This is a genomic window from Candidatus Pseudomonas auctus (assembly GCF_048654275.1).
In the GTDB taxonomy this organism is placed as follows: domain Bacteria; phylum Pseudomonadota; class Gammaproteobacteria; order Pseudomonadales; family Pseudomonadaceae; genus Aquipseudomonas; species Aquipseudomonas pharyngis.
The window spans coordinates 32496-56254 of record NZ_JBJYZK010000010.1 but is presented as its reverse complement, the minus strand read 5'-3'; the positions used below and the strand labels follow the sequence as shown (position 1 = coordinate 56254).

General features: G+C 62.4%; 10 protein-coding genes. 6 read left to right on the top strand and 4 right to left on the bottom strand.

The genetic code is table 11. The annotated features are described in order from the left end of the window. Positions 1–11: 11 nt before the first annotated feature. The 3 genes from atuC to ACKUG4_RS18815 are packed head-to-tail and all read right to left on the bottom strand — an operon-like array spanning position 12 to position 4304. Positions 12–1628, bottom strand: coding sequence for a geranyl-CoA carboxylase subunit beta (atuC, locus tag ACKUG4_RS18825; RefSeq protein WP_445434605.1), 1617 nt, complete (start codon positions 1626–1628; stop codon positions 12–14). Positions 1629–1631: 3 nt separating this feature from the next. After that, complete coding sequence (locus ACKUG4_RS18820; RefSeq protein ID WP_445434604.1) at positions 1632–2501, bottom strand: SDR family oxidoreductase; 870 nt, start codon at positions 2499–2501, stop codon at positions 1632–1634. 12 nt (positions 2502–2513) lie between these two features. Next, positions 2514–4304 (bottom strand): acyclic terpene utilization AtuA family protein, encoded by a 1791-nt coding sequence (locus tag ACKUG4_RS18815; protein WP_445434603.1) that lies wholly within the window; start codon positions 4302–4304, stop codon positions 2514–2516. Between the two features lie 194 nt (positions 4305–4498). On the opposite strand from ACKUG4_RS18815, the gene ACKUG4_RS18810 reads away from it, so the two are divergent. The 3 genes from ACKUG4_RS18810 to ACKUG4_RS18800 all read left to right on the top strand — a co-directional run bounded on the left by ACKUG4_RS18810 (position 4499) and on the right by ACKUG4_RS18800 (position 7112). Beyond that, a complete protein-coding gene (locus tag ACKUG4_RS18810) occupies positions 4499–5122 on the top strand; it encodes a TetR/AcrR family transcriptional regulator (protein WP_007955773.1) in 624 nt (207 codons plus the stop codon). Positions 5123–5213: 91 nt separating this feature from the next. Continuing rightward, complete coding sequence (locus tag ACKUG4_RS18805; RefSeq protein WP_064598245.1) at positions 5214–6011, top strand: substrate-binding periplasmic protein; 798 nt, start codon at positions 5214–5216, stop codon at positions 6009–6011. A gap of 87 nt (positions 6012–6098) precedes the next feature. Beyond that, on the top strand, positions 6099–7112 hold the full coding sequence (locus tag ACKUG4_RS18800; protein WP_064598244.1) for a GNAT family N-acetyltransferase: 1014 nt from the start codon (positions 6099–6101) through the stop codon (positions 7110–7112). Positions 7113–7184: 72 nt separating this feature from the next. Here the strand turns inward: ACKUG4_RS18800 and ACKUG4_RS18795 are convergent, their stop codons facing one another. Continuing rightward, the gene (locus ACKUG4_RS18795) at positions 7185–7739 is read right to left on the bottom strand and encodes an RNA polymerase factor sigma-70 (protein WP_011335256.1); all 555 of its coding nucleotides are present in this window, start codon (positions 7737–7739) and stop codon (positions 7185–7187) included. Between the two features lie 379 nt (positions 7740–8118). Between ACKUG4_RS18795 and ACKUG4_RS18790 the strand changes: the two genes are divergently transcribed. From ACKUG4_RS18790 to ACKUG4_RS18780, 3 genes are all read left to right on the top strand, one after another. Next, positions 8119–21120 carry a non-ribosomal peptide synthetase gene (locus tag ACKUG4_RS18790; RefSeq protein WP_445434602.1) on the top strand — a complete coding sequence of 4334 codons (13002 nt, stop codon included), beginning with the start codon at positions 8119–8121 and terminating at the stop codon, positions 21118–21120. 148 nt (positions 21121–21268) lie between these two features. Next, positions 21269–22093 (top strand): alpha/beta fold hydrolase, encoded by an 825-nt coding sequence (locus ACKUG4_RS18785; RefSeq protein ID WP_064598240.1) that lies wholly within the window; start codon positions 21269–21271, stop codon positions 22091–22093. A gap of 121 nt (positions 22094–22214) precedes the next feature. Then, entirely contained in the window at positions 22215–23735 is a 1521-nt protein-coding gene (locus tag ACKUG4_RS18780) for a hypothetical protein (protein WP_445434601.1), read from the top strand. Positions 23736–23759 lie beyond the last annotated feature (24 nt).

The window sequence follows — 23759 nt, the reverse complement described above, 5'->3', positions numbered from 1 at the left end:
ATCCGTGGCGATCAGAACCGGCTGACGCCGAAGCTGTTGGGTTGCAACGTGCGGATATCGGCTTCGTGGCAGATGTCCAGCAGGTAACCGAGCAGGGTGCGGGTGTCGCGTGGATCGATCAGCCCGTCGTCCCACAGGTTGGCGCTGCCGTAGAGGGCGGTGGACTGGCTGTCGAGTTTCTGCGCGGTGACCTGCTCCAGCATGCCGAGCATTTTCGGATCGGGCACCAGACCGTCCTTGAGCTGTTTGGCTTCTGTGACGATGCGCAGCACCTTGCCGGCCTGGGCGCCGCCCATCACCGCTGTGCGGCTGTTGGGCCAGGCGAAGATGAAGCGCGGATCGAGCCCGCGTCCACACATCGCGTAGTTGCCCGCGCCGTAGGAGCCGCCGACCACGATCGTCAGTTTCGGCACCCGCGCATTGGCCACAGCCTGGATCAGTTTCGAACCGTGCTTGATCACGCCGTGCTGTTCCGATTCGGTGCCGACCATGAACCCGGTGGTGTTGTGGAAAAACAGCAGCGGCGTCTGGCTCTGGTCACACAGTTGAATGAACTGCGCCGCCTTGCTCGCACCATTCGGCGTGATCGGGCCGTTGTTGCCGATGAAACCGCAGGCGCGGCCCTGGATTTTCAGGTGGCCGCAAACGGTCTGTTGATCGAACTCGCCCTTGAACTCCAGGAAGCGCGATTCGTCGGCGATCCGCGCAATGATTTCGCGCACGTCGTAGGGTTTTTTCGGGTCGTCCGGGATCAGGCCGAGCAGTTCGTCGATGGGGTACAACGGCTCCTTGAATGGCGGCTCAGGCAGCCATGGCAGTTGCTCGTTCCAGTTCAGCAGGCTGACGATTTCCCGCACCTGACGCACGCCGTCGGCATCGTTTTCGGCCAGGTATTCGGCGGTGCCGGCGACTTGCGCGTGCATCTCGGCGCCGCCCAGTTCTTCGTCGGTGGCGACTTCACCGGTCGCCGCTTTAAGCAATGGGGGACCGGCGAGAAACAGCTTGGCCTTGCCGCGCACCACCACCACATAATCCGACAGCCCCGGCTGATAGGCACCGCCAGCGGTGGCCGAACCGTGCACCACGGTGATCTGCGGCAAACCCATGGCCGACATCCGCGCCTGATTGGCAAAGCTGCGTGCGCCTTCGACGAAAATTTCTGCCGCGTAATTGAGGTTGGCGCCGCCGCTTTCGGCGAGGGTGATGACCGGCAGTTTGTTTTCCTGGGCGATCTGTTGCAGGCGCAGGGATTTTTTCAGGCCTGACGGGGAAATCGTTCCGCCCTTGATCGCGCTGTTGTTCGCCACGATCAAGGCGCGCACGCCGGACACGTAACCGATGCCGGCGATCAAGCCGCCACCGGCCGAACTGCCGTCCTTGTCGTCGTGCAGTTTGAAGCCGGCCAGGCTCGCCAGTTCGAGGAACGGCGCGCCGGGGTCGAGCAACAGATTCAGACGTTCACGGGGCAGCAGTTGCCCGCGCTTGTCGAATTTCGGTTTGGCCTCGGCCGCCTTGTTCAGCAGGTTCTGTTCGAGTTGCTGGACTTGCTCGATGGCGGTGAGCATGGCCGCGCGGTTGCGGGCGAAGGCTTCGCTGTGCGGGTCGAGTTGGGACTGGATCTGCGGCATGGCTTACTCCTTGTCCTTCAAGACATCCGGCATGTAAGCCCGGTGAAAACCGTTGAACGATTCGCTGTGGGTCGCCTTGTGCAACGGCCAGGCGCGACTGCCCAGGCTGGCCGCACCGTCGATGCGCAAGGTGCTGCCGCTGATGAACGCGGCAGCCGGGCTGAGCAGAAACACGATCGCCGCGCTGACTTCCGATTCGGTGCCGATGCGCTTGAGCGGCACGTGTTCGCGCAAGGTCGGGATCACCGCTTTGAACGCGCCTTCATAGGTGTCCATGCCGCTGGAAGCGATCCAGCCCGGCGCCACTGCATTCACCCGAACACCGGCATAACCCCATTCGAAGGCTGCGGTTTTGGTGAAATTGTCCATGCCCGCACGCGCGGCGCCGGAGTGGCCCATGCCCGGCATGCCGCCCCACATGTCGGCGAGCATGTTGACGATGTTGCCGCCGTGTTTGCTCATCGACTGATTGAATACCTCGCGGGCCATCAGGAAACCGCCGACCAGATTGGTCCGCAGCACGGTTTCGAAACCTTTCTGATTGATCGAGGCCAGGGGCGAGGGGTACTGGCCGCCGGCATTGTTGACCAGCCCGTGGATCGGCCCGTGTTCACGGATCAGTTCGCTGACCAGCGCCTTCACGGCTTCTTCGTCACGGATATCGCAGGCCTTCCAGTGGGCGCGACCACCGTCCTCGGAAATTTCGGCGGCGACGGTTTGCAGCTTTTCCGGCTTGCGTCCGACCAGCACCACGTTAGCCCCGAGCGCCGCCAGTTCATGGGCGGTGCAACGCCCGATGCCACTGCCGCCGCCGGTGACGATGACGGTCTGGCCGCTGAACAGGTCAGCCCTGAAAATCGATTCGAACGCCATGGTGCCAATCCTCTAGTCGAGTTGTTCGGCGATGCTCTGCGGCACCGGGATCTGGATTTCCAGTAGTTGTTGGGCGAAAGCCTTGCCTTGCGGGTCGATGCGCAGGCTCGCCACGCCGCCGCCACCGAGGGCGTTTTCCAGCAGGAAGTTGAGGCTGTGGGTGCCCGGCAGATACCAGCGTTCGACCCGGCCGTGAATCGGATCGAGGACATGGTTCATCCAGTCGACGACCACCGCCGGGGTCAGTGCTTCAGCGATCCACGGCAGGTATTCGGGACGGCGCGGCATGACGCCGATATTGCTGTGATTGCCCTTGTCGCCGGAGCGCGCCACGGCCAGTTTCACCAATGGCACGCTCGCGTCGGCGCGGCCCTGGGGCTTGGGCGTTTCATGGGGCAGGGGCAGATCCTGACTGTCGAGGGTGGCAGGGGCGGGGAGGGCGAACGGGTGGGATTCGCCGGCGATGTCGATCTGCAATGTGCAGGCGCTTTTGTCGATCAGGAACGAGAACAGCCGGATCAGCGGATACACCGTCGGCCGCCCGCCGACGATACCGGTGAGGCCCGGCGCCATGCCGGTGGCGGCCTGTGCGATCTCCCGGGAGAACAGGATCAAGGCTTGTTTGTTCGGGTGGCGCACGGCGAGTTTGATCACCACTTCGCGACTGTCCCGGCGCTGACCGTGAGGGCCGTAGGTGGCTTCGCTGCCGAGCAGTTCGACGTGGGTTTCGGTGTAGGGGCCCAATCCTTTCTGGTCGAGCATTTCCGAGGTCTTGTCGAGAATCGCCTGGCTGACGCGCCGGGCTTTTTCCACGGCATCGATGCCGGCGATCAGGCAACTGGCGGTGCAACGGAAACCGTCCGGATATGTTGCGCTGACCTTGTATTGGTCGCTGGGTGGCAAGCCTTTGGCGCCGTGGACCCGGACGGCGTTCTTGCCTTGTTGCTGGAGTTTTACCTGGCTGAAATCGCAGACCACATCGGGTAGCAGATAAGCCTGCGGATCGCCGATTTCGTAGAGCATCTGTTCGCCGACCGTCAGCGGCGTGACCAGTCCACCGGAGCCCTCGGGTTTGCTGACGATGAACTGGCCGTCGGCGCTGACCTCGACGATCGGGAAACCGATGTGTTCGTAGTCCGGCACGTCGCGCCAGTCGGTGAAATTACCGCCGGTGCACTGCGCGCCACATTCGATGATGTGCCCGGCCAGGGCGGCTTGCGCGAGTTTGTCGTAGTCGTGCCACGACCAGTCGAATTCATGCACCAGCGCGGCGCTGACCACTGCGCTGTCGACCACCCGGCCGGTGATGACGATGTCGGCGCCCAGGCGCAGTGCTTCGACAATGCCCGGCGCGCCGAGGTAAGCGTTGGTCGACACGCACATCGGCGGCAGCGGGGCGCCGCTGAACATTTCCGTGATGCCTTGGGTGGCGAGTTGTTTGAACTGGGGTTGCAGGTCATCGCCTAGAAGCACGGCGATCTTCAGCGCCACGCCAGCCTTGTCGCAGGCCGCTTGCAGCGCGGCGGCACAGGCCTTGGGATTGACCCCGCCGGCATTGCTGATGACGCGAATGTTCTGTTCGGCCAGTTGCGGCAGCAGGGGCGCGAGGACTTCGATGAAATCGCCGGCGAACCCGGCCTGCGGGTCCTTCATGCGCGCGCCGGCCATGATCGACATGGTGATTTCGGCGAGGTAGTCGAAGACCAGATAATCCAGCTGTCCTCCGGCCACAAGCTGCGCGGCGGCGGTCGAGGTGTCTCCCCAGAATGCGCTGGCGCATCCGATGCGAACCGTGGTGGGCATTTTGATCTCCGGCTCAGGAACCTGTGACAGAAGTGCATCGAGGCTACCAAGCAAGCGCTTGGTTTGTAAACAGCTGAAATTATCTTCTGCCCAAGCGCTTGCTTGGTCACCGCCGGCGGCTTAAATTGCCCGCGCAACCCCGCCGTTTCTGCGGCGTGCGGCGCATTTGACTGATCGACTGTAGGAGAGAACGGGTGGACGAGCAAAAAGCCCTGAGGGTCATGCGTGAACTGGTCGACGCCGGCCAGCTGACCGATCCGGACAGCGCTCGCGGCAAATTGCTGCAAGTGGCGGCCCACCTGTTCCGCAACAAAGGCTACGAGCGCACCACCGTGCGCGATCTGGCCGGTGCCGTGGGGATCCAGTCCGGCAGTATCTTTCATCACTTCAAGAGCAAGGATGAAATCCTGCGGGCGGTGATGGAGGAAACCATCCGCTACAACACCGCGCTGATGCGCGCAGCCCTTGCCGATGCCGCCGATGTGCGCGAGCGGGTGCTGGCGCTGATCCGCTGCGAATTGCAGTCGATCATGGGCGGCAGCGGCGAGGCGATGGCGGTGCTGGTGTATGAATGGCGCTCGCTGTCCGAAGACGGCCAGGCCAAAGTGCTGGCGCTGCGCGACATCTACGAAGACCTCTGGCTGCAAGTGCTGGGCGAGGCCAAGGAGGCGGGGTTCATCCGTGGTGACGTGTTCATTACCCGACGTTTTCTCACGGGTGCGCTGTCCTGGACCACCACCTGGTTCCGTGCCGGCGGCAGCCTGAGCCTGGATCAACTGGCCGAAGAAGCGCTGATTCTGGTGCTCGAAGAGCGCTAGGCGCTTTCTATCAGGCCGGGAAACTGGCTAACTTGGCGAAACCGCCTAGCTTGAATGCAATGATCGGTACTTTTTCGGGGAGTGGGGTGTTTTGAAGTCTTCGCCAATTCGGACGGCCGCCGGGCTGATGCTCGCAGCGCTGGCTGCACTGTGGGTATTGCCCGCTCCGGCGGCGCAGGTGGTTCGAGTGGGCGCGGCGCATTTTCCGCCCTATACCATTCGCCCGGAAAATGGCGCCGACACCGGCCTGCTGCCCGAACTGGTCGCGGCTTTGAACAGCGCCCAGAGCGACTATCGCTTCGAACTGGTGCCCACCTCGATTCCTCGCCGGTTCGGCGATTTCAAGGACAGCCGCACTGACATGGCGATCTTCGAAAACCCTGAGTGGGGCTGGAAAGACATTCCCCACATCACCGTCGACATGGGGCTTGAGGACGCAGAGATTTTCGTCGCGCAGAACAAGCCCGGTCGCCAGCAGAATTACTTCGCCGATCTCAAGGGTAAAAGGCTGGCGCTGTACAGCGGCTATCACTACGAATTTGCCAACTTCAATGCCGATCCCAAGTACCTCGCCGAAACTTACAGCGCCACGCTGACCTATTCCCACGACAGCAACCTGCTGATGGTCTTGCGCGGGCGCGCAGACATTGCGCTGGTGACCCGCTCGTATCTGTTCGATTACCTGCTGCGCAACGAAAAGGTGCGCGACGAGTTGCTGGTGTCCCAGCGCATCGACCAGATCTACCACCATTACGCGATTCTCAGTCCGAAGGCTCCGATCACCGGTGAAGCCTTCGGCAAGCTGCTGCAAGGCCTGCGCGACAACGGGCAGATGCTGAAGATCTTCGATCCGTACAAGATTGCGGTGGTGCCGGTGCCGCATCAATGAGCTGCGGTTTTTCGCGTCCGGCCTAAATTTCCCGCCCCGGCTCACGTCCCATCGTTGAACTGTCGACGATTATCGTGAGCCCGACCCATGTCCAATCTGAATGACCTGACTGCCCTGGCCCTGCCTTCGGGCAGCCAACTGGTAGCCGATGCCACCGAAAGCCGTCTGAGCCTGAGCCTGGACGGGCAACCGCTGATTCGCCTGCGCCTCGATCGTGAAGGTCAGGGGCCGATCCAGATCGATGAACGCTACGCGCTGCCGCCAGGCCAGGCGCTGTGGGCAGCCTGTTATTGGCTGTTTGCCCGGGAGCCGGCGCGTCAACAATTGATCTGGCAACTGGACCAGGCGCCGACCGAAGCCTTGCTCAGCGGCTTGCTGGTGAGCACTGAAGTGGCGGGCGAATATCGCTGCGAGCGCACGCTGTTCTGGCAACTGCCGCAACCGTGGCTGGGGGCCTCGCTGACCGGCAGTTATCCGCAGCAGATGGTCATCAGCAACGGCAAGCGTCATCCGCTGCGACCGGTGAAACCGCGTGGTGAGGTTTATCGGCGTTTCGATGCGCGCCTCGGTGCCTGGATTTCCCTGCGAACGGTGGAGATCGAGCAGGATCTGGCGCGTTTCAATCGCTGGCAGAACAGCCCGCGAGTCGCCAGTTTCTGGCAGGAAGAGGGCAGCCTCGAACAGCATCGCGAGTACCTGAGCAAACTCGACGCCGATCCGCACACGCTGACCCTGATCGGTTGTTTCGATGATCAGCCGTTTGCCTATTTCGAAGCCTACTGGGCCAAGGAAGATCGCATCGCACCGTTCTACGATGCCGACAATTACGATCGCGGCATTCACATGCTGGTCGGGGAAGAAGACCATCGCGGCCCGCACAAGGTGGCGAGCTGGCTGTCGGCGCTGGTGCATTATCTGTTCCTGGATGATCCGCGCACGCAGCGGGTGGTCGCCGAACCCCGTGCCGACAACGCGAAAATGATTGGCCACATGCATAACCAGTGCTTCCACTGCGAGAAGGAATTCGACTTCCCGCACAAACGCGCGGCGCTGATGATTCTCGGGCGCGAACGGTTCTTCGACCGGTGCACGCTGGTGTGATATTTCGCTGAAGACAAAAAAGATCGCAGCCCTTCGACGAAGGCTGCGATCTTTTTTTGCGGCCGATTTTTATCAGCGACGGTTTGCGGTCACTGCATCAGCGCGACTGCTCGACACCTTGCGGCAATGCACCAGCGCGTCGCGAATCATGAAGTTGACCAGGGTCGGGGAAACGCCGAGTTCCTTGGCGATGTCCTTCTGCGGCACGCCGTGCAGACGGTACATCTCGAAGGCGTAGCGGGTGCGAACTGGCAGCTCGGTCAGCGCGTCGGCGATGTGTTCCAGGGTCGAAAAATTGATGTGCGAGGTTTCCGGCGAAGCGCCCTGAATGACCACGTTCAACCCTTCCTCCTCGGGGCCGGCGTACTTCTGCTCCAGCGCCTGTTTGCGGTAGTGATCGATCGCCAGATTGCGCACGATCTGGAACAGATAACTCAGCTGGGCCTTGATCGACGACGTGATCGGCGGTGCCGATTGCAGTCGGAAGAACGCATCCTGCACCACATCTTCGGCGCGTGACCGGCAGCCGGTAATGCGGGCTGCAATCTTGACCAGAATCAGTCGATTGTCGACGAATGCCTGAAGTAGCGGTGAATCGCACCTGCTTGTGGATACTTGTTCCGTCATGGAAATCACCTTGCTGCCAATAGGTTAGTGGGACGCCTGGGGGCGGGGCCGTCCTACACATCGAGCGACAAATTATGTTGAATGATAATGATTGTCAATTGAGAAAGAGAACTAATGATCCATAACAGTGCGATCTGAGAACTGCGACACGCCGCCGCACTCGCCCAAGTGCCCAGCCCCGTTGGCGATCCAGCCTGCCGACTAATTATTTCAAGACGTCATCCGTTCTCATTGGTGAATGGATCCGGGTACGCAGCCCCGGACCTACCGCATTCCAGTGCCTTGCACGGTCGGCGAAGACCGTGTCCCGCATGCCTTGCACGGGCATGCCGCAGCCAACCCGATTCCACCAGCAAGCCGAATTCAGGCAGGAAACCTCATGACCGACGCGTTCGAACTCCCCAGCACCCTGGTCCAAGCCCTTCAGCGCCGTTCGGCCCTGACGCCGGATCGGCTGGCCTTGCGCTTTCTCGCCGAAACCGAGGAGCAGGCTGTGGTGCTCAGTTATCGCGAACTCGATCAGCGCGCGCGCACCATCGCCGCCGCGTTGCAGGCCGAGGCCGGATTCGGTGATCGCGCGGTGTTGCTGTTTCCCAGCGGCCCGGATTACGTCGCGGCGTTCTTCGGTTGCCTGTATGCGGGGGTGATCGCGGTGCCAGCCTATCCGCCGGAATCGGCCAAGCGTCACCATCAGGAACGCCTGCTGTCGATCATCGCCGACGCCGAACCGCGCCTGCTGCTGACCAGCGCCGACCTGCGCGACGCCCTGCAGCAAATCGAAGGCGCGCCGCCGCTGTTGTGCGTTGACACCCTCGATACTTCGCTGGCCGAACGCTGGGTCGAGCCGGCCCTGCCGACAGACCATATCGCCTTCCTGCAATACACCTCCGGCTCCACCGCGCTGCCCAAAGGCGTGCAGGTCAGCCACGGCAATCTGGTGGCCAACGAACTGCTGATCCGCCACGGTTTCGGTATCGACGTAAACCCCGATGACGTGATCGTCAGCTGGCTGCCGCTGTACCACGACATGGGCCTGATCGGCGGTCTGCTGCAACCGATCTTCAGTGGCGTGCCGTGCATCCTGATGTCGCCGGCGTATTTCCTCGGCCGGCCATTGCGCTGGCTCGAAGCGATCAGCCAGTACGGCGGCACCATCAGCGGCGGGCCTGACTTCGCCTACCGTTTGTGCAGCGAACGAGTCAGTGAATCGGCGCTGGAGCGTCTCGACCTGAGCCGTTGGCGCGTGGCCTATTCCGGCTCCGAGCCGATCCGTCTCGACACCCTCGAACGCTTCGCGGAGAAATTCACCGCATGCGGTTTCAGCGAAAGCAGCTTCATGGCGTCCTACGGTCTGGCCGAAGCGACCCTGTTCGTCGCCGGCACACCGCGTGGCAAAGGGATTCCTGCACTGCGCGTCGACGATCAAGCCCTCGCACAGAACCGCGCCGAAGCGGGCGAGGGCAGCCCGATCATGAGCTGCGGCATCAGCCAGCCAGAGCACGCGGTGCTGATCGTCGAGCCGAACACCCTCGAAGAACTGGCCGACAACGCTGTGGGTGAAGTCTGGGCCGCGGGCCCGAGCATCGCCCTCGGCTACTGGCGCAACCCCGAGGCCAGCGCCAAGACCTTCGTCCAGCATGCCGGCCAGACCTGGCTGCGCACCGGCGACCTGGGCTTTATTCGCGAAGGTGAACTGTTCATCACCGGTCGCTTGAAAGACATGCTGATCGTGCGCGGTCACAACCTCTATCCGCAGGACCTCGAGAAGACGGTCGAAAACGAAGTGGAGGTGGTGCGCAAGGGCCGCGTCGCGGCGTTTGCGGTCAATCAGAATGGCGAGGAGGGCATCGGCATCGCGGCGGAAATCAGCCGCAGCGTGCAGAAAATCCTGCCGCCCGAAGCGCTGATCAAAACCATTCGCCAAGCGGTGGCCGAGGCGTATCAGGAAGCACCGAGCGTGGTGGTGCTGCTCAATCCGGGCGCATTGCCGAAGACTTCCAGCGGCAAGCTGCAACGTTCGGCCTGCCGCAATCGTCTGGCCGACGGCAGCCTCGACAGCTACGCGGTGTTCCCGTCGGCCACCGCTGAAACCGCTCATGAGTCGACCGCGTCCGCCTCCGAACTGGAAGCGTTGATCGGCAAAGTCTGGGCCGAGCAACTCAACGTCAAACAGGTCAACGCCGACGATCATTTCTTCCTGCTCGGCGGCAACTCGATCGCCGCCGCCCAGGTGATCGCCAAGGTCCGCGAAGAACTGAGCCTGGAGCTGAGCCTGCGCCTGCTGTTCGAAGCACCGACCCTGTCCGCGTTCGCCGCAGTCGTGGCACAGCAGCAACAGGACGGCGGCAGCGCCCAAGGCGAAATCACAGCGCTGTCGCGCAACGAAGCCTTGCCGCAATCCCTGGCGCAAAACCGACTGTGGATCACCTGGCAGCTCGATCCGCAGAGCAGCGCCTACAACATCCCCGGTGCCCTGCGCCTGCGCGGCGAACTGGACGAAGACGCCCTGCGCGCCAGTTTCCAGCAACTGATCGAACGCCATGAATCCCTGCGTACCCGCTTCTTCGAACGCGATGGCGTGGCCCTGCAACAGGTCGAAGCGGCGGGCGAATTCAACCTGCAACTGATCGACATCAGCGACCTGCCGGCCAGCGAACGTGAAGCCCGCGCACTACAGATCCGCGAGGACGAAGCCCGCACCCGGTTCGATCTGGAGAAGGGCCCGCTGCTGTGGGTGACGCTGGTTCGCCTCGACGATGAAGATCACCAGTTGCTGGTGACAATGCACCACATCATCGCCGACGGCTGGTCGCTGAACGTGTTGATCGACGAGTTCTCGCGCCTGTACGCCGCCGCGTCCCAAGGCCAGCGCGCGGAACTGGCGCCGCTGCCAACCCAATACGCCGACTACGGCAGCTGGCAGCGCCAATGGTTGGCGCAGGGCGAGGGCGAGCGGCAACTGGCGTACTGGAAAGCGCAGTTGGGCGATGAGCATCCGACTCTGGAACTGGCGACCGACCATCCGCGTTCTGCCAAACAAATTCACAGCGCCGCACGCCACAGCGTTCGTCTGGGGATCAGCCTCAGCGACGCCATTCGCCGGACGGCCCAGGCCTATCAATCCACACCGTTCATGCTGCTGCTCTCGGCCTTCCAGAGCCTGTTGCATCGCTACAGCGGCCAGCGCGACATCCGCATCGGAGTGCCGAACGCCAACCGTCCGCGTCTGGAAACCCAAGGCCTGATCGGCTTCTTCATCAACACTCAGGTGCTGCGTGCCGACGTCGATTCACGACTGCCGTTCACTGAACTGCTGGCGCAAACCCGTCAGGCGGTACTCGGCGCTCAGGCGAATCAGGACCTGCCGTTCGAACAACTGCTCGAAGCCTTCCCGCAGGCCCGCGAACAAGGCCTGTTCCAGGTCATGTTCAACCACCAGCAACGCGACCTGAGTGCGCTCAAACGTCTACCGGGCCTGCTCGCCGAAGAACTGTCGTGGCACAGCCGCGAGGCCAAGTTCGATCTGCAACTGCACAGTGAAGAAGACCGCAACGGTCGCCTGACGCTGTCCTTCGACTACGCCGATGAGCTGTTCGACGCCGCGACCATCGAGCGCCTCGCCGAGCATTTCAGCAACCTGCTGCGTGCTGTCTGCGAAGGTCCGGAACAAACCATCGGCGATCTGCAACTGCTGACCGCCGCCGAAAATACTCAGCAAAGCGAATGGAGCATCGCTCCGTGCACCCCGGCGCAACAATGGCTGCCGGAGCTACTGAATGAACAGGCCCGTCAGACCCCGGAATGCACGGCATTGGTGTGGGACGGCGGCAGCCTGGACTTCGCCGAACTGCACGCGCAGGCCAACCGTCTCGCCCATTACCTGCGCGACAAAGGCGTCGGCCCGGACGTCTGCGTGGCCATCGCCGCCGAGCGTTCGCCGCAACTGTTGATCGGTCTGCTGGCGATCATCAAGGCCGGTGGTGCCTACGTGCCGCTGGACCCGGATTACCCGGCCGAGCGCCTGGCTTACATGCTCAGCGACAGCGGCGTCGAACTGCTGCTGACCCAGACCGCATTGCTCGACCGCTTGCCGGCCAGCGAAGGCGTCAGCGTTATCGCCATGGACACCCTGCACCTGGAGAACTGGCCGAGCCAGGCACCGGGCCTGCACCTGCACGGCGACAATCTCGCCTACGTGATTTACACCTCCGGCTCCACCGGCCAGCCGAAAGGTGTGGGCAACACGCATGCGGCGTTGGCTGAGCGTCTGCAATGGATGCAGAACACTTATCGCCTGAATGAAACCGATGTGCTGATGCAAAAGGCGCCGATCAGTTTCGACGTGTCGGTGTGGGAGTGCTTTTGGCCGCTGATCACCGGCGCGCGCCTGCTGATCGCCGGCCCCGGCGAACACCGCGATCCGCATCGCATCGCGCAGTTGGTTCAGCAATACGACGTGACCACGCTGCACTTCGTGCCGCCGCTGCTTTCGCTGTTTATCGATGAACCACTGAGCGGCGAATGCACCAGCCTGCGCCGGGTTTTCTCCGGCGGTGAAGCGCTGCCGGCGGAACTGCGCAACCGCGTGTTGGCGCAACTGCCGGCGGTGCAACTGCACAACCGTTACGGCCCGACCGAAACCGCGATCAACGTCACTCACTGGCATTGCAGCGTGGCGGATGGCGAGCGTTCGCCGATTGGTCGTCCGCTGGGCAACGTGGTCTGCCGGGTGCTCGATAGCGATCTCAATCCTGTGCCGGCCGGTGTGCCGGGTGAACTGTGCATCAGCGGCATCGGCCTGGCCCGGGGTTACCTCGGCCGTCCGGCGCTGACCGCCGAGCGTTTTGTGGTCGATCCGCTGGGCGAGCAGGGCGCGCGTCTGTACCGCACCGGTGACCGCGCACGCTGGACGAACGATGGCGTGATCGAATACCTCGGCCGCCTCGATCAGCAGGTCAAACTGCGTGGTTTCCGCGTCGAACCGGAAGAAATCGAAGCCCGTTTGCTCACTCAGGATGGCGTCGCTCAGGCCGCCGTGCTGGTGCGTGAAACCGTCGCCGGCCCGCAACTGATCGGCTACTTCACCGCCACCGACACCAGTGAAGATCAAGACGGGCAAATCGCTCGCCTGAAAACCGCACTGGCCGCCGAGCTGCCGGAATACATGGTCCCGGCGCAACTGATGCGCCTGGACGCCATGCCCCTGAGCCCGAGCGGTAAACTCGACCGCCGCGCCTTGCCCGAGCCGCAATGGCAGGTGCGCGAACACGTCGAGCCGGTCACCGAGCTGGAACAGCAGATCGCCGCAATCTGGCGCGAAGTGCTCGGCCTGAAGCAGGTCGGCCTGCGCGACGACTTCTTCGCCCTCGGCGGTCACTCGCTGCTGGCCACGCAAATCATTTCCCGTACCCGGCAGGCCTGCGACGTCGAGCTGCCGTTGCGTGCCTTGTTCGAACACAGCGAGCTCGGTGATTTTGCCGAGCAGATCCGCCAGATCCAGGCCAGCGGCCGCACCAACAAGCAGCCGCCGATCGACAAGGTTGATCGCAGCCAACCGGTGCCGCTGTCCTATTCGCAGCAGCGCATGTGGTTCCTCTGGCAGATGGAGCCGGACAGCCCGGCGTACAACGTCGGCGGCATGGCGCGTCTGCGTGGCGTGCTGGATGTCGGGCGTTTCGAGGCCGCGCTGCAAGCGCTGATCCTGCGTCACGAAACCCTGCGTACCACGTTCCCGAGCGTCGACGGCGTGGCCCGTCAGCAGGTGCATGCCGAGACCGGCGTGCGTATGGACTGGAAGGATTTCTCGAAATTCGCCGCCGATGTGCGCGAGCAGAAGGTCCAGCAACTGGCCGACGATGAAGCGCACCTGCCGTTCGATCTCGAGACCGGCCCGCTGCTGCGCGCCTGCCTGGTCAAGACCGCCGAGCACGAGCATTACTTCGTCCTGACCCTGCACCACATCGTCACCGAAGGCTGGGCGATGGACATCTTCGCCCGGGAACTCAGCGCGCTTTATGAAGCGTTCGTCGACGACCGCGAATCGCCGCTGGAGCCGCTGCCGGTGCAATACCTCGACTACAGCGTGTGGCAGCGCAACTGGCTGGAGTCCGGCGAGCGTCAGCGTCAGCTCGACTACTGGACCGCGCAGCTAGGTCGCGAACATCCACTGCTGGAACTGCCGGGCGACCGCCCGCGTCCGCCGGTGCAAAGTCATCAGGGCGAGCTGTTCCGTTTCGACCTGAGTGACGATCTCGCCGCCCGTGTCCGGGCGTTCAATGCGCAGAACGGTCTGACCCTGTTCATGACCATGACTGCTGCACTCGCGACCTTGCTTTACCGCTACAGCGGCCAGACCGATCTGCGTATCGGCGCGCCGGTGGCCAACCGGATCCGCCCGGAAAGCGAAGGCCTGATCGGTGCGTTCCTCAACACCCAGGTGCTGCGTTGCCAGCTCGACGGCCAGATGTCGGTCGGCGAGTTGTTCGAGCAAGTGCGCCACACCGTGATCGAAGGTCAGTCCCATCAGGACCTGCCGTTCGATCATCTGGTTGAAGCTTTGCAGCCACCGCGCAGCGCCGCCTACAACCCGTTGTTCCAGGTGATGTGCAACGTCCAGCGCTGGGAATTCCAGCAAAGCCGCATGCTTGCCGGCATGACCGTCGAGTACCTGGCCAACGATGCGCGGGCGACCAAGTTCGACCTCAACCTGGAAGTCACCGACCTCGACCATCGCCTCGGTTGCTGCCTGACTTACAGCACCGATTTGTTCGACGAGCCGACGATTGCGCGCATGGCCAGGCACTGGCGCAACCTGCTGGAAGCGTTGATCGCCAACCCGCAACAGCGTCTCAGCGAATTGCCGTTGCTCGATGCGCCTGAACAACAGCAATTGCTCGACAGCCTCGGTGTCGAGCCGGGCGAACGTCGTCTCGACCAGTGCATTCATCATCTGTTCGCCGAGCAGGCGCTGGCGCGTAAAGATGCGCCGGCCCTGACCTTCGCCGGGCAGACCCTGAGCTACGCCGAACTCGACGCCCGCGCCAATCGTCTGGCCTGGGTCCTGCGTGAGCGCGGTGTCGGTCCGCAAGTGCGAGTCGGTCTGGCGCTGGAGCGTTCGCTGGAAATGGTCGTCGGCCTGCTGGCGATCCTCAAGGCCGGCGGCGCCTATGTGCCGCTGGATCCGGAATACCCGCTCGACCGCCTGCATTACATGATCGAAGACAGCGGCGTCGGCCTGCTGCTCAGCGACCGGGCGATGTTCAAAGCCCTCGGCGAACTGCCGTCGAACGTGGCGCGCTGGTGCCTGGAAGACGACAGCGCAGCGCTGGCTGATTACCCGGCCACCGAGCTGCCCTTTATCAGCCTGCCGCAGCATCAGGCGTACCTGATCTATACCTCGGGTTCCACCGGCAAGCCGAAAGGCGTGGTGGTGTCCCACGGTGAAATCGCCATGCACTGCCAGGCTGTGATCGAGCGCTTCGGCATGCGTCCGGACGACTGCGAACTGCACTTCTATTCGATCAACTTCGACGCCGCCACCGAGCGTCTGCTGGTGCCGCTGCTCAGCGGTGCGCAGGTGGTGCTGCGTGCGCAAGGTCAGTGGGACGCGGAACAAATCTGCGGCCTGATCCGTGAACACCGGATCAATATTCTCGGCTTCACCCCGAGCTACGGCAGCCAGTTGGCGCAGTTCCTGGCGACGCAAAACGAGGTTTTGCCGGTGCGGATGATCATCACCGGCGGCGAAGCACTGACCGGCGAACACCTGCAACGGATTCGCGCGGCGTTCAAGCCGAGTCTGTTCTTCAACGCTTACGGCCCCACCGAAACCGTGGTCATGCCGCTGGCCAGTCTGGCGCCGGAAGTGCTGGAAGAGGGCGCCGGCAGCGTGCCGATCGGCAGTGTGATCGGTGATCGCGTAGCCTACATTCTCGACGCCGATCTGGCGCTGGTGCCGCAAGGCGCGACCGGTGAATTGTTCGTCGGCGGCGCCGGTCTGGCGGTGGGCTATCACGAGCGTGCGGGCATCACGGCCGAACGTTTCGTCGCCGACCCGTTTGCCGCCGCTGGCGGGCGCATGTACCGCACCGGCGACCTGGTGCGCCAGCGCGCCGACGGTCTGGTGGAATACCTGGGGCGGATCGACCATCAGGTGAAGATCCGTGGTTTCCGTATCGAATTGGGCGAGATCGAAACCCGCCTGCTCGATCACGCTTCGATCCGCGAAGCGGTGGTGCTGGCGCTGGATGCGCCGAGCGGCAAGCAACTGGTTGGCTATCTCGTGACCGAGGTCGCTTCGCGAAGCGAAGCCAAGCAGGCCAAACTGCGCGACGCGCTGAAGGCGCACCTGAAGACGCAATTGCCGGACTACATGGTGCCGACCCATCTGATTTTGCTGGCGAGCATGCCGCTGACCGCCAACGGCAAGCTCGATCGCCGCGCCTTGCCGGCGCCGGATCCGGAGCTCAATCGTCAGGATTACGTGGCGCCAAGCAACGAGCTTGAGCAAAACCTGGCGCAGATCTGGTGCGAAGTGCTCAACGTCGAGCAGGTCGGCCTCAACGACAACTTCTTCGAACTGGGCGGCGACTCGATCCTGTCGATTCAAGTGGTCAGCCGCGCGCGCCAGCAGGGCATTCACTTCAGCCCGCGCGACCTGTTCCAGCATCAGACCGTGCAGACTCTGGCCGCTGTTGCCAGCCGCAGTGAAACCGTGACCGCTGAGCAAGGTCTGGTAACGGGTGAATCGCGTCTGACGCCGATCCAGCACTGGTTCTTCGACACCGAGATTCCCGAGCGTCAGCACTGGAACCAGGCGTTGCTGCTGGAGCCGACTGTGGCGCTGGAACCGCATCGTCTGGAGCAAGCACTGTTGGCGGTGATCGAGCAGCATGACGCCCTGCGTCTGCGCTTCACCGAGGTCAACGGCGCATGGCAGGCGACCCATCAACCGGTGACCGATGCCGCCGTGCTGTGGCAGGTTCGCGTGCCGTCGATGGACAAGTGCGCGGCGCTGTTCGCCGACGCCCAGCGCAGTCTCGACCTTGCTCAGGGGCCTCTGCTGCGTGCGGTGCTGGTCGATGGTCCGGACGGCCAGCAACGGCTGTTCATCGCGATTCATCACCTGGTGGTCGACGGTGTGTCGTGGCGGGTTCTGCTCGACGATCTGCAAACCGTGTATCGCCAGCTCGACGCCGATCAGTCGGTGATACTGCCGGCCAAAACCAGCGCCTTCAAGGACTGGGCCGCGCGCTTGCAGGCCTACGCCGGCAGCGAGTCCCTGCGTGAAGAACTGAGCTGGTGGCAAGCGCAACTGGCTGGCCCGAGCGCCGACTTGCCGTGCGAACGTCCTGAGGGCGGTCGCGAGAATCGTTACGCGCAAACCGTCAGCGTGCGACTGGATGCCGAGCGCACCAGGCAACTGCTGCAACAGGCACCGAGCGCCTATCGCACTCAGGTCAACGACCTGTTGCTGACCGCGCTGGCCCGCGTGCTGTGCCGCTGGAGCAGTCAGCCGTCAGCGCTGATTCAACTGGAAGGCCACGGCCGCGAAACCCTGTTCGACGAGATCGACCTGACCCGCACCGTTGGCTGGTTTACCAGTGCCTATCCGCTGCGCCTGACCCCGCACAATATCGAAGAAGCCGCGGGGCAGGGCGCTTCGATCAAGGCGATCAAGGAGCAACTGCGCGCCGTGCCGCACAAGGGGCTGGGCTATGGCGTGCTGCGTTATCTGGCCGATGACGCCAGCCGTCAGAGCATGGCGGCGTTGCCGAATGCGCCGATCACCTTCAACTACCTCGGCCAGTTCGACCAGAGTTTCGGCAGCGATGCACTGTTTCGTCCGCTGGATGAATCGGTCGGTGCCGCCCACGATCCGCACGCACCGTTGCCGAACGAGTTGAGTGTTGACAGTCAGGTGTACGGCGGGGAACTGCTGCTGCGCTGGACCTTCAGCGCCGAACGCTACGACGCGCAGACCATCAACGAGCTGGCCGATGCCTACGTCGGCGAGTTGCAGAGCCTGATCGAACATTGCCTGCAGGATGAGGTCGGTGGCCTGACGCCGTCGGACTTCCCGCTGGCAAAACTCACCCAAGCGCAACTTGATGCACTGCCGGTGCCGGCGGCGCACATCGAAGACGTGTACCCGCTGACGCCGATGCAGGAAGGCATGCTGCTGCACACCTTGCTCGAACCGGGCACCGGTCTGTACTACATGCAGGATCGCTACCGCATCAACAGCGAACTCGACCCCGAGCGTTTCGCCCAGGCGTGGCAAGCGGTGGTCGCCCGTCATGAAGCGTTGCGTGCGTCGTTTTGCTGGAACGTCGGCGAAGACATGCTGCAAGTGATCCACACCCCGGGTCGCACGCCGATCGAGTACCTGGACTGGAGCGCCATCGCTGACGCCGAGCAGGAGCCGAAACTGCAAGCGCTGCTCAAGGCCGAACGCGAGGCCGGGTTCGATCTGCTCAATCAGGCACCGTTCCACCTGCGCCTGATCAAGGTCGGCGCGGCACGTTACTGGTTCATGATGAGCAACCACCACATCCTGATCGATGCCTGGTGCCGCTCGCTGCTGATGAACGATTTCTTCGAGATCTACACCGCTCTGGGCGAAGGTCGCGAAGCGCAACTGGCGGTGCCGCCGCGCTATCGCGATTACATTGGCTGGCTGCAACGCCAGAGCCTGGCCGAAGCGCGTCAGTGGTGGCAGCAGAATCTGCAAGGGTTCGAGCGCACCACGCCGATCCCGAGCGACCGCCCGTTCCTGCGTGAACACGCCGGCGAAAGCGGCGGCATGATCGTCGGCGACCGCTACACCCGACTGAATGTCGAGGACGGCGCCCGTCTGCGTGAGCTGGCCCAGGCCCATCAACTGACCATCAACACCTTCGCCCAGGCGGCGTGGGCATTGGTGCTGCGCCGCATGAGCGGAGATCGCGACGTGCTGTTCGGCGTGACCGTGGCCGGGCGCCCGGTGCAGATGCCGGAGATGCAACGCACCGTCGGCCTGTTCATCAACAGCATCGCGCTGCGGGTGCAGATCCCGGCGGACGATCAGCGTGTCAGCGTGCGCCAGTGGTTGAGCGGTCTGCTCGACAGCAACATGCAACTGCGCGAGTACGAATACCTGCCGTTGGTGAACATTCAGGAGCAGAGCGAACTGCCGAAAGGCCAGCCGCTGTTCGACAGCCTGTTCGTGTTCGAAAACGCCCCGGTGGAAGTCTCGGTGCTGGACCGCGCGCAGAGCCTCAATGCGACCTCGGACTCGGGCCGTACCCACACCAACTTCCCGCTGACCGCCGTTTGCTATCCGGGTGACGACCTCGGTCTGCATCTGTCCTACGACCAGCGTTACTTCGACGAGTCGACCATCGAGCGCATGCTCGGCGAGTTCAAGCGCCTGTTGCTGGCGCTGGTCGAGGGTTTCCATGGCGACATGGCCGACCTGCCGCTGCTGGGCCAAGAGGAACAGGACTTCCTGCTCCACGGCTGCAACCAGAGTGAGCACGACTATCCGCTGGAGCAGAGCTACGTCGAACTGTTCGAAGCGCAGGTCGCGCAACATCCGCAACGCATCGCCGCCAGTTGCCTCGATCAGCAACTGAGCTATGCCGAGCTGAACCGGAACGCCAACCGTCTCGGTCATGCACTGGTCGCGGCCGGGGTGCAGATGGATCAACCGGTGGCGCTGTTGGGCGAACGGAATCTGGATCTGCTGGGCATGATCATCGGCAGCTTCAAGGCCGGTGCCGGTTACCTGCCGCTGGATCCGGGCCTGCCGAGCCAGCGTCTGCAGCGGATCATCGAGCTCAGCCGCACGCCGGTGCTGGTGTGCACCGAGGCTTGCCGTGAACAGGCGACGACCTTGCTGGATGAGTTCAGCTGCGCCAACCGCCCACGCTTGCTGGTGTGGGAAGAGGTTCAGGCCAGTGCGGTGTCGTCGGCGAATCCGGGGATCTTCAGCGGCCCGGACAACCTGGCCTACGTGATCTATACCTCGGGTTCCACCGGGTTGCCGAAAGGCGTGATGGTCGAGCAGCGCGGCATGCTCAACAACCAGTTAAGCAAGGTGCCGTACCTGAACCTGAGCGACGCCGATGTGATCGCCCAGACCGCTTCGCAAAGTTTCGACATTTCGGTCTGGCAATTCCTCGCCGCGCCGCTGTTCGGGGCGCGGGTGGACATCGTGCCGAACACCATCGCCCACGATCCGCAAGGCTTGCTGGTGCATGTGCAACAGCAGGGCATCACCGTGCTGGAAAGCGTGCCGTCGCTGATCCAGGGCATGCTCGCTTCGGATCGCCTGAGCCTCGACGGTCTGCGCTGGATGTTGCCGACCGGTGAAGCAATGCCGCCGGAACTGGCGCACCAATGGCTGCTGCGCTACCCGGACATCGGTCTGGTCAACGCCTATGGCCCGGCGGAGTGCTCGGACGACGTGGCGTTCTTCCGTGTCGACATGGCCTCGACTCGCGGCAGTTACCTGCCGATCGGTACGCCGACCGACAACAATTTGCTGTACCTGCTCGATGGCGCGCTGGAGCTGGTGCCGCTGGGTGCGGTGGGTGAGTTGTGTGTGGCGGGCACCGGGGTCGGTCGCGGTTATGTCAGCGATCCGCTGCGCACCGCGCCGGTGTTTGTGCCGAATCCGTTCGGTGCGCCGGGCGAGCGTCTGTATCGCACCGGCGACCTGGCGCGTCGTCGCAGTGACGGGGTGCTGGAGTACGTCGGTCGGGTCGACCATCAAGTGAAGATCCGCGGTTACCGGATCGAACTGGGTGAAATCGAGGCGCGTCTGCACGAGCAACCGGAAGTCCGTGACGGCGCGGTCGGCGTGCAGGAAGGCGTCAATGGCAAGCATCTGGTCGGCTATCTGGTCGCCTCCGATTCTGCACTGAACCAAAGCGAACGGCTGGAGCGAATCAAGCAGCGCCTGCGCGCCGAACTGCCGGAATACATGGTGCCGCTGCACTGGTTGTGGCTCGACCGCTTGCCGCTCAACGCCAACGGCAAACTCGACCGCAAGGCCTTGCCGGCGCTGGAGATCGGCCAGCTGCAGAGCCAGGATTACCTGGCGCCGCGCAGCGAACTGGAACAGACCCTGGCCGATATCTGGGCCGAGGTGCTGAAGGTCGAGAAGGTCGGGGTACGCGACAACTTCTTCGAACTCGGCGGCCATTCGCTGCTCGCCACGCAGATCGCCTCGCGGGTGCAGAAAGCCCTGCAACGAGATGTGCCGCTGCGGGCGATGTTCGAGTGCAGCACGGTGGAGGAACTGGCCGGGTACATCGAAGGACTGGTGGCCAGCGACATTACCGAGGAGAAGGTTGATCGGTTGAATGACCTGATGGCGGAGCTGGAGGGGCTGTAAAGCACAGCCCGCGCCAATGGCTACCGAAATATGGATTTCGCTGTGGCCGTTGTCGCAAATCGGGCTTTGTAATCCTTTCATATCATTGACGGCCGAGGCGCGCCCGCTCAGTCTTCGTGCTCCAGTTTCTTTGCCACGGGGGTTATCCATGCCTTTTTTCACGGTTGACGGACAGGCGCTTCACTACATTGATCAAGGCACGGGCCCGGCGGTGTTGTTGGCCGGCAGCTACCTGTGGGACCAGGCCATGTGGGCCCCGCAAATCGCAGCGCTGTCGGCGAACTACCGGGTGATTGCCCTGGATCTGTGGGGCCACGGTGAATCCGGGCGCTTGCCGCAAGGCACTACTTCGCTGGATGACATCGCCCGTCAGGCGCTGACCTTGCTCGATCATCTGGACATCGACCGGGTCACGCTGGTCGGGTTGTCGGTCGGCGGCATGTGGGGCGTGCGTCTGGCGTTGTCGGCGCCGCAGCGGCTCAACGGTCTGGTGCTGATGGACACTTACGTCGGCGTCGAGCCGGAGCCGACCCGCCAGTACTATTTCTCGCTGTTCAAACAGATCGAGGAAAGCGGCGGAATCTCCGAGCAACTGCTGGATATCGTGGTGCCGATCTTCTTCCGTCCGGGCATCGATCGGGCGTCGGCGCTGTATCAGGATTTCCGCGCAAAACTCGCCGGCTATTCGGCCGAACGCCTGCGCGACAGCATCGTGCCGATGGGACGCATCACCTTTGGCCGTGATGACCTGTTGCCGCGTCTGGGCGAGCTGAATGCGGCGACCACGCTGGTGGTCTGTGGCGATCAGGACAAACCACGTCCGCCGTCGGAAGCACGGGAAATGGCCGAGTTGATTGGTTGCCCGTGTGTGCTGGTGCCGGAGGCCGGGCATATCTCCAATCTGGAGAATCCCGGGTTTGTGACTGAGGTGTTGTTTACCTTTTTGTCTGAACAGAACCCTTCCGTCGACTGAATCACCTTTCTGCGTCCCGCGCTACTGTCAACTCTGACAGTAGCGCGCTCTTCTTGAGCAGGCATTAAATGGTCTCGCCCAGTGTGGGCTGAATCGTGTGATCGCCGACAGGAGAGTCGTCATGTCCAGCCAATCAGCAAATGTTCCTGAGCTTCCGGTTCCATTGGTACCTGATGCTCCGCACTCAACATTACAACCTACCGACTTTTTGGGCGGTACAACTGTTCAAATCGATTTTCCAGGGCTCAGTACGGCACATAGTGTCCAGCTCTTCTGGGCGAGGCCCGGCCATATCGAGGAATTTACCACTCAGTCGAAGGACGCTTCGCTTCCCGCTGAGGTTTTCATCCCTGCGTCGGTCATCGGTGAGTCGATCGGTAAAACCGTGCAAATCTGGTACAAAGCAAGCTTGAATGAAGAAGTGAAGCTTTCCCATACACGTCATCTGACGGTAGAACACATTCCTCCCGCCAAGTTGCCGGAACCGCAGTTACCCGATGTCGTCAAGATCGAAGGTACTGTATTTCTGGACTTGCGCAGGTTTTCGGGCAACGCGCGCGTTCTGCTTTCACCTTGGGTGTTCATCGCGCCTGGGCAGCGCATCTGGATCAGCGTTGTCGGACAGCGCAATTATCCAACCCACGAAACGCTTGATTTGGTCAAGGCGCTGGAAGTGACATCCGAGCAGGTGAGCAACGGTCTGGAGTTGACTATTGATCGAAGCTTTTTGACTCGGCTTGACGATAAATCGGCGCTGACGCTAGAGGTGTTTGTCGCGTTCGACAAAAGTCCGAATATTGACACCGCGCATGAATTGCCGCGCTGGACAGAACTTCTGCTGAAATCCGACACCGATTTACCGGCACCGATTGTTGAACAGACACTGTACGACGTGCTGAATCCGGCGCTGGTCCCGGACGAAGCGATGATCGTCATCAAGTACAAGGACATGCGTCCTGCCGACAGGATCATGCCGTTGTGGCTTGGCACTGCGGGCGAGGGGACACCTGAACTGAAAACGATTGATGGCAATTCATCAGGCGAGGTTAAAGTCGCCGTGAGTGCGTCGGCAGTGGCTGCCAATGAAGGTGAAACGGTTGACGTGAGCTACAGGGTCTTGCGGGACGAAATCGTGCGGCCGTCACCCATCACTCGAGTAACGGTGCAGAAGCAACGTTATGTTCATGTGGAAAATTTTGATGGTCATGAAGTAAAAATTGTCAGCGCCGCTGACGAATACACTTTCACCTTGCCCACCATGTCGATCACGCTGCTGGAGGGGGCAGGATCGGCAGGCATCATGCGTTTTGGCTCCACCATTGTGGGGTTCTTGGAAGGACTCTCTTTCGGCATGTGCATCAACTCGAGCGTTATATCGCCGCCTCAACACATCCAGTTTGAATTTCAGGCGGACTACGATCGAATTTCTTTCACTTGGACTTACCTGCATCTTAAAGGCGTCGTCGAATACTTCGATGCCAATGGTGCATCCTTGGGGAGGAAGGAATACCACGGCCATAGCGAGGGCGGAGCACTGCATCAATTGATTGACTTCGTGGCGCCACCGCAAACACGCATCAAGTCCATGAAAGTGATATGCGAGGACTATAGCTTCCTCGACTTCTTCACAATGTGTGGTTGATTTTTCGAGCCACAATCAAAGCCC

Coding starts and splice junctions, on each gene's coding strand:
- ACKUG4_RS18790 (WP_445434602.1), top strand. CDS start 8,119: ATGACCGACGCGTTCGAACTCCCCAGCACCCTGGTCCAAGCCCTTCAG.
- ACKUG4_RS18780 (WP_445434601.1), top strand. CDS start 22,215: ATGTCCAGCCAATCAGCAAATGTTCCTGAGCTTCCGGTTCCATTGGTA.
- atuC (WP_445434605.1), bottom strand. CDS start 1,628: ATGCCGCAGATCCAGTCCCAACTCGACCCGCACAGCGAAGCCTTCGCC.
- ACKUG4_RS18820 (WP_445434604.1), bottom strand. CDS start 2,501: ATGGCGTTCGAATCGATTTTCAGGGCTGACCTGTTCAGCGGCCAGACC.
- ACKUG4_RS18800 (WP_064598244.1), top strand. CDS start 6,099: ATGTCCAATCTGAATGACCTGACTGCCCTGGCCCTGCCTTCGGGCAGC.
- ACKUG4_RS18815 (WP_445434603.1), bottom strand. CDS start 4,304: ATGCCCACCACGGTTCGCATCGGATGCGCCAGCGCATTCTGGGGAGAC.
- ACKUG4_RS18795 (WP_011335256.1), bottom strand. CDS start 7,739: ATGACGGAACAAGTATCCACAAGCAGGTGCGATTCACCGCTACTTCAG.
- ACKUG4_RS18785 (WP_064598240.1), top strand. CDS start 21,269: ATGCCTTTTTTCACGGTTGACGGACAGGCGCTTCACTACATTGATCAA.